The sequence below is a fragment of the Pontibacterium granulatum genome (assembly GCF_029961155.1).
GTDB classification, from domain to species: domain Bacteria; phylum Pseudomonadota; class Gammaproteobacteria; order Pseudomonadales; family Balneatricaceae; genus Pontibacterium; species Pontibacterium granulatum.
Genome location: NZ_JASBRH010000044.1, coordinates 1 through 9312 on the forward strand (window position 1 = coordinate 1; position 9312 = coordinate 9312).

Here is a 9312-nt window from a genome sequence, read left to right on the forward strand (position 1 = left end):
AATCACCAAAGGCCTCATCAGCACAACAAGGGATTGGCTCCTGCGCGAGCCGAAGAACAGCTTAATTTACTGTCCGGAATTAGTTGACCACTACAAAGCGCCGCAAATGAATCCCAGCCAGGGAACGACTTGGTGTGAATCACTATACCGGCTAATTGACCATGTTGTTCGATCAAGGGATCTATAGCCTTAGCTGCCGATTGAAAATCGGTTTCCGACAACGGCCCTTCCGGCTCAAGGATTACAACTAAGTGGTCTTCATCAATTTGCACTTTAAGCATCTTAAATTGCCTCTGGATATACTGGCTTATCCCCAGCCGAGAATTGTGTGTATGCGTATTTGGGCTTGGAGTCATTATAGTTAATCAGCGCTCTATTCACCGACTGAGCTCACTGCAGCCTTGATGCCATCGATGGTGACGGCAGCCGCTGAAAGAATATATTCACAGCAGTGTCGATCTGTTTATTAAGGGGTACATCTTTTCCCCGGTTCATCGCTAAGCGACGATTGTCCGATTTTGTTAATAGAATGGCTGTCCTGGTTATTGTTGCAGTTGCGTAAACGCTTCAAACTGAGGCAAGGTGCTGATCAGGCTAAGCGCTCCGGACAATCAGCAGAAATGACCTATGCCCAATGGGAGGCTGAAGTATGAACGCAGTTATAGCAGCGGATTACAGCACACCTGCCGCCGGTGAGGTGGCCCAGATCGCGCCAGGTCTGCTGTGGTTAAGGATGCCTCTGCCGTTTGAGCTGGATCATATCAACCTTTACCTGATCGAAGATGATGACGGTTGGGTGGTTGTTGATTGTGGGTTGTTCAGTAGCGCAACGATTGAGGTATGGAGTGGTGTCATAGAGCGGCATCTCGGCGACAAGCCTGTGAAGCAGGTTGTTGTCACTCATGCGCATGTGGATCATATCGGCGCTGCCGGTTGGTTATGTGATCGCTTTGATGTGCCGCTTTGCATGACGGCCAGAGAATACGATCTTGTTCAGGAATTCCTGGCCGAACTGATGGAGCCCAGTGGCGATTCACAGGTTGCGCGCGTCGAATTTTTTCATCGTCTGGGCATGAACAGCAAGCAGATCACAAGCCTGATGGCGATTTACGGTGGCTTTGCTGACCTGTTTTCTGCGTTGCCAAAGGAGATCAAACGCCTAGAGGATGGCGATTACCTCAGCATTGGTGCGCACCGTTGGCAGGTGATTCTCTCGGAAGGCCACTCTATCGCCCACGCCTCATTATACAGCCGGTCGCTGGGGATACTGATCTCCGGCGACCAGGTGTTGCCGCGAATCAGTTCTAATGTCAGCGTCGGCCCTCATGACCCGGATGGCAATCCGTTGCGGAGCTGGCTGTGTTCACTCAATCGCTTAAAGACGCTGCCGGCGGACACGCTGGTGCTGCCCGCGCATAATTTTCCCTTCATTGGTATACGTAAACGCTTGGATGAGTTGATCGAAGGGCACGAGCAGGATCTCAAAAAGATCGAGCAGATCTGCAGTGAGCCTATGCATATCATGCAGCAGGTTGAGCGACTTTATGACCGTAAGCTATCGATTTTTGACCTGCTGTTAGCCAGTGGTGAGTGTTTGGCGCATGTGCATTACCTGATGCAGAAAGGCTGTATATCACGTTCGCTGGATAATGCGGGGCGTTATTGCTATCAGATCATTACGGCAGATCAGGACCGTCGGTAGATACCCGGCGGCACCCCCGTCCACTGTTTGAATGCGCGGGTGAACGCGGCCGGTTCAGAAAAACCGAGGTATCTGGCGATCTGGGAGATCGGGATTGAAGGCTGGCTCAGGTAGTGAATCGCCGCATCACGCCGTACATCGTCCTTCAGTTCCTGAAAGCTGGTGCCTTCATCCGCGAGTTTTCTGCGCAATGTTCTGGAGGTGACATGTAGCTCTTCCGCTATCTCGTCCATACTGGTTGTCGCCAGTTCCTCTCCACTCTCCAAATAGTCCATGACGCGCCGGGTATAGGCCTGGTAGTACGCCTGGCGCTTGAACCAATCCAGCGGTGCGCGGCGCAGGTAGGCGCTCAATGTACGGGGTGTCTGTACCACCGGGTCATCCAGCATCTCCGTACCGAATACCAGTGCGCATTCCGGTTGATCGTACTTGGCCGTGCAAGGGTACATCAGTCGGTGCTCTGCGTTATGTGCCGGTTCGGGAAAGTCGAGACTGACATACTTGAGGGGAACACGTTGACCGATCAACCAGCTGGGAAAACGGTGCCACAGCAGAAGCAGGAACTCCCTGAGTGTACAGTCGGGGTCTCTGTCCGGATCGGTCAGGCGCATGGAGAAACGAACTTCATCGTCGGTAATGGATAACTCCAGATTAAGGGCGTCAGCTACCAGGTTGTAGAAGTGTCCCAGGTGATGGTACACCGCGCGTAAATTTCTGCAGCGCACTGCCTGCTTTGCCATCAAAGTAAAGACGCCATGCCGTGAAGGGTGGCTGCCCATGCACATGAACTCATCATCTGATACCCGCCACATTTCCTGCATCATCCGGCTTAGCTGATCGGGTGTGATCCGCAGGCCGGGATTCTCCAGCATCTGTTCGTTCAGTCCCGCAAAGCGCAGTAACTTCTGATGGTCGATATCGTTACGTTTGGCTGCCGCAACCAGGGTGCGGGCGAAATGGATGGAGACAGAGTGGCGTGCAGAACTCATGTAAGTGTCCGTATTTGACAGATCAATTGGCCGTTTAAGCCATGTATACGGTTCATAGTGTAGAACGAGTGTCCGAAAATGTTAACTATCAGACTTCTTTCGTTATTGTTGATTGAGCCGTTGATCAGGAAACTAGGGATATACAGGTAAGGCCGATTGCAGACGTAATCTGGCTAACTCAAACACTGAGTGAGCGCTGGTTTTACAGCGACGCACAATAATAAGAGAGAAACCCATGCAGAAACGTGAAGTGGTTGTGGTAAGTGGTGTACGTACGGCGATTGGCAGCTACGGCGGCAGCCTGAAGAACCATAAGCCGGGTCAGCTGGCGGGTATGCTGGTCGCTGAAGCCGTTAAGCGGGCGGGCGTGGCGCCCGAATCTGTAGGCCACACCGTTTTTGGTAACGTCATCCACTCCGAGCCTGCAGATATGTACCTGGGCCGCGTGGCTGCGCTGAACGGCGGCTTGTCTGAAACAGCCCCGGCGCTGACCGTAAACCGCCTGTGTGGTAGTGGCCTGCAGGCGGTACTGACAGCAGCTCAGCAGATCGAGCTGGGTATCTGTGACACCGTTGTTGCCGGTGGTGCCGAGTCCATGAGCCGTGCGCCTTATCACATTCCAACCGCACGTTTTGGTCAGCGTATGGGTGATGGTGCGATGGTCGACCCGATGGTTGCTGCACTGCACTGTCCTTTCAACCACATCCATATGGGTGTTACTGCTGAAAACGTGGCAGAGAAATACGGTATCACCCGCGAACAGCAGGATGAACTGGCCGCTCTGAGCCATAACCGAGCGCAGACCGCTATCGAAAATGGCTACTTCAAAGACCAGATCGTACCGGTTGAGCTGAAAAGCCGTAAGGGTGTGACGCTGTTCGATACCGACGAGCATGTTCGTTACGACTGCAAAGCTTCTGATATGGCCGTGCTGAAACCGGTCTTCAAGAAAGACGGCACAGTTACAGCGGGTAACGCCTCCGGTTTGAACGATGCAGCAGCAGCGCTGGTGATGATGGACCGTGAAGCGGCTGAAGCGCAGGGCGTTAAAGCAATGGCGAAGCTGGTTGATTACTCCGTAGTGGGCGTTGATCCGAAGATCATGGGTATCGGTCCGGTACCGGCGATTCAGGAAGTCCTGGAACGTAATAACCTGAACGTGAACGACATCGACGTATACGAAGTTAACGAAGCGTTTGCGGCACAGGCGCTGGCGGTTGCCCAACAGCTGGATCTGCCACGTGAGCGCGTAAACCCGAACGGCAGCGGTATCTCTCTGGGACATCCGATTGGTGCAACCGGTGCTGTTGTTACCGTAAAAGCACTGCATGAACTGAATCGAATTAACGGTCGTTACGCCATGGTCAGCCTCTGTATTGGTGGTGGCCAGGGTATTGCCGCACTGTTTGAACGCGTTTAACCCACTCTCATCCCCTTAAGAAGGTTAAACACTGGTAGGGCAGGAGTCACTTCTCATACTCCACTTGGCCACGGATGGCTGTTTTTTTCTCCTCCCTCCCCTGAAGAACAAGATCATCGCTTGTTTGCACTCTGGTAGGACGTGTTTGTCCGTTTAGGGCCAGAAATGGCCCCGTTTTTTTAGTGCAGACAGCAGTTATGAGGAACACATGATGTACAACGGTCAGGCGGTAAGCCTTAAATCCCTGGAATCTGGTCTGGTTGAACTGGTTTTCGACCTGCAGGGCGAATCTGTAAACAAGTTGAACAATCTGACGCTGAACGAGTTGAGCGAGGTTGTGGCACAGCTGGCTGTTGATAAGGATATCAAAGGTCTGCTGATCACCAGCGCAAAGCCGGCGTTTATTGTTGGCGCAGATATCACTGAATTTCAGGATAACTTCGCACTGAGTGCCGAAGAGCTGAAAGCATGGATCAACAAGACGCACGCCACCTTTAACACGCTGGAAAGCCTGCCGTATCCAACGGTTGCGGCGGTAAACGGCATGGCCTTGGGTGGAGGTTTTGAACTGGCGTTGAGTGCTGACTTCCGTGTGTTGGCGGCCGATGCACGCGTGGGGCTGCCGGAGGTTAATCTGGGGATCTGTCCTGGTTGGGGTGGCACAGTACGTCTGAGCCGTCTGATCGGTACCGAAGCCGCACTGCAGTGGATGATGACCGGTAAACCTCAGAACGCATCAAACGCACTGAAGTTGGGTGCGGTCGATGGTGTGGCAGGCAGTACTGAACTGCGCGCAGCGGCCATCGCTATGTTGCAGGCTGCAGTAGCGGGTGATGTAGATTTTGCCCATAACCGCGAGCGGAAACAGCAGCCGCTGGTGGACTCCGTGGCGTTGCTGGATATGCAGGAGAAGTTAGCCAAAAAGCTGGACTCAAACTACCCGGCAGCAGGCGAGATCCTCAACGCGGTGTGCACCCATGCGACATTGCCAATGGCAGACGCGCTGGCGGTTGAGGTTGAAGCCTTTGTAACACTGGCGCAGTCAGATGCCGCACAAAGCCTGGTTGGACTGTTTATGAACGACCAGCTGCTGAAGAAAAAATCCAAAACCCTGTGCAAGCAGGCTGATGCGGTTGAAAAGAGCGCCGTATTGGGAGCAGGCATTATGGGTGGCGGCGTAGCCTACCAGTCTGCATCAACCGGTACACCGATCCTGATGAAGGATATCCGTGAAGAGGCATTGGATCTGGGCCTCAAGACAGCCTCCACGCTGCTGGATCGCAAGATCGACAAAGGCCGGATGGATGCCGCAGGCAAAGCGGTGGTGATGGATGCCATCACGCCAACCCTGGATTACAACGAGTTTGGCAGTGTTGATCTGGTGGTTGAAGCGGTGGTGGAAAATCCGGCCATCAAAGCGGCCGTCCTGGCGGATGTTGAAGGTGCCGTCTCTGAGACTGCGGTACTGGCGTCCAACACCTCCACCATCTCAATCGATACGTTGGCAGAAAGCGTGGCACGCCCGGAGCAGTTCTGTGGCATGCACTTCTTTAACCCGGTACACCTGATGCCGCTGGTCGAGGTCATTCGTGGCAGCAAAACCAGCGATAACACCATCGCACGTACCGTTGCTTATGCAACCGCGATGGGCAAGACCCCAATCGTTGTGAACGACTGCCCGGGCTTCCTGGTGAACCGCATCCTGTTCCCTTACTTCAACGCCTTCAACCGTCTGCTGATCGATGGTGTTGATTTCCAGCGCATCGACGGTGTGATGGAAACCTTCGGCTGGCCAATGGGACCGGCGTACCTGGCTGACGTGGTGGGTATCGACACTCTGGTACACGCCGATCACGTAATGCAGGAAGGTTTCCCAGAGCGCATGGGCCATGATTCCGACGTGATTGCAGAAGCACTGCTGGCAGCAGACTGTCTGGGCCAGAAGAACGGTAAGGGTTTCTACGAGTACGGCGTGGATGAGAGTGGCCGCCGCTTCAAGGAACCAGCGGGTCAGGCGCGTGAGCTGATTGCCGAGCGCACCAAGCAGCGTATCGACATCAGTGACCAGGAGATCATTGATCGCATGATGATTCCGATGTGCCTGGAATCCGTACGTTGTCTGGAGGATAGCATTGTCGAAACGGCTGCAGAAGTGGATATGGGCTTGATTCTTGGGCTGGGTTTCCCGCGTTTCCGTGGTGGTGCGCTGCGCTACATCGACACCATTGGTCTGCAGGTCTTTGCCGACAAAGCTGCGGTTAACGCAGAGAACGGGCTACTTTACGCGTTGACCGAAGGCTTTAAAGCACGCCTGAAAGACAACCGTACTTTTTACTAATTTGCATGTCGCCCTCAGAGCGGGCTGCTACAAGCACGATATGTAGCAGCGGGCTCTGACCGCGACAAGAACAAAATAACGAGAGGTCAGTCTCGACACTGGCCCCAACAGGAGTGGAAGAACATGAGTGAATACAAGCATCCATACCGTGACGCTGAGTTTGTCCTGAATGAGCTGGTTGATTTTGACGCGTTGTGTGCCGACGCCGGCCTGGAAGAGATCAATGCTGAACTGGCATCTGTCATTCTGACCGAAGCGGGCAAACTAGGCGCCGACGTTCTGGCACCACTGAATGTGGTGGGCGACACCCAACACCCCAAACTGGGTGAAAACGGCGTCCAGGAGACGGCGGGTTTTGCTGATGCTTATCAGCAGTTTGTCGAAGGTGGTTGGAACTCACTCACACCTGCCGAGGAGTTTGGTGGTCAGAACCTGCCGAACGTACTGGGTACTGCGGTCAACGAGATCTGGCAGTCGTCCAACCTGGCATTCGCTCTTTGTCCGCTGCTGACACAGGGGGCAATCGAGTCGATTGCCCACCACGGTTCCGATGAGCTGAAGCAGGCCTACCTGCCAAAAATGGTGAGTGGCGAGTGGACCGGCACCATGAACCTGACCGAGCCGGATGCGGGTTCCGACCTGGCAGCGGTGAAAACCAAGGCGGTGCCGAACGGCGACCACTACCTGATCACCGGCCAGAAGATTTTCATCACTTGGGGTGACCATCAGATGACCGACAATGTGGTGCATCTGGTGCTGGCACGTCTGCCGGATGCGCCGGCGGGTGTGAAGGGGATCTCCCTGTTTGTGGTGCCTAAATTCCTGCTGGATGAGAATGGCAATCCGGCGGCACGCAACGATGCACATTGCGTATCTCTGGAGCACAAACTGGGCATCCACGGCAGCCCGACCTGTGTGATGAGCTTCGGTGACAAAGAAGGCGCGGTGGGTTACCTGGTCGGTGAGCCACACAAAGGTCTGGCGTACATGTTTACCATGATGAACCACGCCCGTCAGGGTGTCGGTCTGCAAGGGCTTGCCATTGCTGAGCGTTCCTATCAGCAGGCGGTTGAGTACGCAAAAGAGCGTTTGCAGGGCACCAAAAAAGATGGCAGTCGTTTTGCCATCATCAAGTTCCCGGATGTGCGCCGTATGCTGACGCAGATGAAGTCCGCGACCGAGGCGATGCGTGGTCTGGCGTTGATTGGCGCGGCCGAGATCGATCGCAGTCACCATGCCAAAGATGAGGCTTCTGCCAAGCGACACAACGCACGTGTTGAATTGCTGACACCAATCGTTAAAGGCTGGCTGACAGAGATGGCGCAGGAGGTGACCTATCTGGGTACCCAGGTGCATGGCGGCATGGGCTTCATCGAAGAAACCGGTTCTGCCCAGCACTACCGTGATGCCCGCATCCTGACCATCTACGAAGGCACCACCGGTATTCAGGCGCTGGATCTGGTCGGCCGTAAGACGTTGATGAACAACGGCGAGCATCTGGCCGAACTGATCGCTGAGATCGAAGAAACTGCTGTGCAGCTGGAAGCGAACGAGCAGTTTGCCGCCCAGGGTGCAGCGCTGCGCGAAGCGCTGGAAGCCGGTAAAGCCGCACGTGAATGGCTGCTGGCGAATGCCCCTGGCGATGCCGCTGCGGCAGGCAGTGTCAGCGTCAACTTCATGATGATGTTCGGCTATATCTGTGGTGGTTGGGTGATGGGGCAATCTGCACTGAAGGCACAGGCACAGTTGGATGCCGGTAATGGTGATCCTGAATTCCTGACCGCCAAGCTGGCAACTGCACAGTTCTTCAGCGAACACCTGCTGCCACGCGTGAAGAGCAACCTCGCCTCCATCCAGGCGGGTAGTGCAAGCATCATGGCACTGGCTGAAGATCAGTTCTGATTCCGGTGTTCAGCATGTAAGGCGGTTGGGGTGAACCCTGTCCGCCTGTCACAAAAAAGTCACCCTTTATATACCTCTTTGGGTGGATGTGAAGTTAATCCAGATCCCAGAAAATCAGAGTGCTGGGTTAAAACTATAAAAAACAGAATACCCGTCCAGCTCCCAGCTTGTGGTGGGTATCAAGAGAGATCGATATGAAAGTACTAGTCACCGTCAAACGTGTGATCGACTACAACGTCAAAGTACGTGTGAAGTCCGATAACACCGATGTAGATCTGGCCAACGTGAAGATGGCGCTGAACCCGTTTTGTGAAATTGCCGTGGAAGAAGCGGTGCGCCTGAAAGAGGCCGGTACGGCTTCCGAGGTCGTCGTGGTATCCATCGGCCCGAAAGCGTGCCAGGAACAGATCCGTACCGCACTGGCACTGGGTGCCGACCGTGGCATTCAGATCGAAACCGAAGATTCCCCGGAGTCTCTGAACGTGGCCAAGCTGCTGGCGAAGGTGATCGACGAAGAGCAGCCTGAGCTGGTGATCATGGGTAAGCAGGCGATCGACTCTGACAACAACCAGACCGGTCAGATGCTGGGTGCACTGCTGGATATGCCACAGGGTACGTTTGCGTCCGAAGTGAAGATCGAGGGTGACAAAGTCAACGTGACCCGCGAAGTGGACGGCGGTCTGCAGACGGTTGCTCTGAATCTGCCAGCGATCGTGACCACTGACCTACGTCTGAACGAACCCCGCTACGCGTCTTTGCCCAACATCATGAAAGCGAAGCGTAAGCCGCTGGACGTGAAAACCCCTGCAGACCTGGGTGTTGAGTTGAAAGCGCACACCCAACTGCTGAAAGTCACGCCACCGGCCGAGCGTCAGGCGGGTATTAAAGTCGGCAGCGTGGATGAGCTGGTCGAAAAACTGAAAAACGAAGCCAAAGTAATTTAAGGGGTGATCTAATGGCT

At 54.5% G+C, this 9312-nt stretch carries 7 protein-coding genes; 5 read left to right on the forward strand and 2 right to left on the reverse strand.

Translation table 11 applies throughout. The annotated features are described in order from the left end of the window. Nucleotides 1-17: 17 nt before the first annotated feature. Nucleotides 18-281 carry a hypothetical protein gene (locus tag QKW35_RS21050; protein ID WP_282356330.1) on the reverse strand — a complete coding sequence of 88 codons (264 nt, stop codon included), beginning with the start codon at nt 279-281 and terminating at the stop codon, nt 18-20. Nucleotides 282-649: 368 nt separating this feature from the next. On the opposite strand from QKW35_RS21050, the gene QKW35_RS21055 reads away from it, so the two are divergent. After that, complete coding sequence (locus QKW35_RS21055; protein WP_282356332.1) at nt 650-1702, forward strand: MBL fold metallo-hydrolase; 1053 nt, start codon at nt 650-652, stop codon at nt 1700-1702. Here QKW35_RS21055 and QKW35_RS21060 read toward each other — a convergent pair. Beyond that, nucleotides 1687-2691 (reverse strand): AraC family transcriptional regulator, encoded by a 1005-nt coding sequence (locus QKW35_RS21060; RefSeq protein WP_282356335.1) that lies wholly within the window; start codon nt 2689-2691, stop codon nt 1687-1689. The genes QKW35_RS21055 and QKW35_RS21060 overlap by 16 nt on opposite strands. A gap of 235 nt (nt 2692-2926) precedes the next feature. Between QKW35_RS21060 and bktB the strand changes: the two genes are divergently transcribed. From bktB to QKW35_RS21080, 4 genes are all read left to right on the forward strand, one after another. After that, nucleotides 2927-4111: a beta-ketothiolase BktB gene (gene bktB, locus QKW35_RS21065; protein WP_282356337.1), complete on the forward strand. Its 1185-nt coding sequence runs from the start codon at nt 2927-2929 to the stop codon at nt 4109-4111. 208 nt (nt 4112-4319) lie between these two features. Further along, nucleotides 4320-6449: a fatty acid oxidation complex subunit alpha FadB gene (gene fadB, locus QKW35_RS21070; protein ID WP_282356339.1), complete on the forward strand. Its 2130-nt coding sequence runs from the start codon at nt 4320-4322 to the stop codon at nt 6447-6449. A gap of 123 nt (nt 6450-6572) precedes the next feature. Continuing rightward, nucleotides 6573-8351 (forward strand): acyl-CoA dehydrogenase, encoded by a 1779-nt coding sequence (locus tag QKW35_RS21075; protein WP_282356341.1) that lies wholly within the window; start codon nt 6573-6575, stop codon nt 8349-8351. 194 nt (nt 8352-8545) lie between these two features. Then, complete coding sequence (locus tag QKW35_RS21080) at nt 8546-9295, forward strand: electron transfer flavoprotein subunit beta/FixA family protein (RefSeq protein ID WP_282356342.1); 750 nt, start codon at nt 8546-8548, stop codon at nt 9293-9295. Nucleotides 9296-9312: the final 17 nt, after the last annotated feature.

Bases quoted from the DNA above. Each gene is read 5' to 3' on its own strand.
- bktB (WP_282356337.1), top strand. From the start codon at position 2,927: ATGCAGAAACGTGAAGTGGTTGTGGTAAGTGGTGTACGTACGGCGATT.
- QKW35_RS21080 (WP_282356342.1), top strand. From the start codon at position 8,546: ATGAAAGTACTAGTCACCGTCAAACGTGTGATCGACTACAACGTCAAA.
- QKW35_RS21060 (WP_282356335.1), bottom strand. From the start codon at position 2,691: ATGAGTTCTGCACGCCACTCTGTCTCCATCCATTTCGCCCGCACCCTG.
- QKW35_RS21075 (WP_282356341.1), top strand. From the start codon at position 6,573: ATGAGTGAATACAAGCATCCATACCGTGACGCTGAGTTTGTCCTGAAT.
- fadB (WP_282356339.1), top strand. From the start codon at position 4,320: ATGATGTACAACGGTCAGGCGGTAAGCCTTAAATCCCTGGAATCTGGT.
- QKW35_RS21055 (WP_282356332.1), top strand. From the start codon at position 650: ATGAACGCAGTTATAGCAGCGGATTACAGCACACCTGCCGCCGGTGAG.
- QKW35_RS21050 (WP_282356330.1), bottom strand. From the start codon at position 281: ATGCTTAAAGTGCAAATTGATGAAGACCACTTAGTTGTAATCCTTGAG.